The following is a 1075-nucleotide window of genomic DNA, read 5'->3' as shown; positions in this document are numbered from 1 at the left end:
GAGGAATTGTCAAATCTTGTGGATCGGTGAGTTTCAGGCGACCTCCGTTCCTGCGGTTTGTGCCTCGGCCGGTGCTTCGGGCGGGGTGATGTCGGCGGGGCGTTCGAGCAGTTTGCCTTTGTGGAAGACCGCGCCGGCCCGGACGAGGGCGACCAGGTGTGGGGCGTTGACGGCCCGCCAGCGGGCTTGTGCGGCGTCGATGAGCTTGTAGGCCATGGCGATTCCGGCCGCGCGTGAGCCGGGCCCCTTGGTGACCTTGGTGCGCAACCGCACGGTGGCGAACGTCGATTCGATCGGGTTGGTGGTGCGCAGGTGAATCCAGTGCTCGGCGGGGTACTTGTAGAACTCCAGGAGTACGTCGAGGTCATCGATGATTTTGGCGACCGCCTTGGGGTATTTGGCGCCGTAGTCGACCGCGAATGCCTTGGCTGCGAGTTGCGCGTGGTCGAGGTCTTCGGCGTTGTAGATCTCCTTCATCGCAGTTGTAGCTGCGGGTTGGGCTGATTTCGGTAGTGCGGAAAGCACATTGGCCTGTTTGTGGAACCAGCAGCGCTGCTCACGGGTATCGGGGAACACCTCGCGGAGCGCTTTCCAGAAGCCGAGCGCGCCGTCGCCGATGGCGAGCACCGGTGCGGTCATGCCGCGTCGTTTGCAGTCGCGCAGCAGGTCAGCCCATGATTCGGTGGATTCGCGGTAGCCGTCGGTGATCGCCACCAGTTCCTTGCGGCCATCAGCACGCACGCCGAGTATCACCAGCAGGCAGAGTTTTTCCTGCTCCAGGCGGACCTTGAGGTGGATGCCGTCGACCCACAGGTAGACGTAGTCGGTACCCGAAAGGTCACGGGCGGCGAAGGCCTTGGCCTCGTCTTGCCACTGGGCCGTGAGCCGGGTGATCGTGGTGGCCGACAACCCGGCACCGGAGCCGAGGAACCGCTCGAGCGCCGGCCCGAAGTCGCTGGTCGACAACCCGTGCAGGTACAGCAGCGGCAGCACCTCGCTCATCTGTGGAGATTTGCGAGCCCAGGCCGGCAGGATCGCCGAGGAGAACCGCTTGCGTTGCCCAGTGTCGGGATCG

1 protein-coding gene is annotated in these 1075 nt (G+C 64.5%); it reads right to left on the bottom strand.

Annotated elements, in window-relative coordinates:
- Positions 1-33: 33 nt before the first annotated feature.
- Positions 34-1075 (bottom strand): IS256 family transposase (locus B8W67_RS20125; protein ID WP_085305932.1); only part of this gene is annotated, 1042 nt, incomplete at its 5' end.

The sequence above is a fragment of the Mycolicibacillus koreensis genome (genome assembly GCF_002104795.1).
Classification (GTDB): domain Bacteria; phylum Actinomycetota; class Actinomycetes; order Mycobacteriales; family Mycobacteriaceae; genus Mycobacterium; species Mycobacterium koreense.
This window is presented reverse-complemented; position numbering and strand designations above follow the sequence as displayed.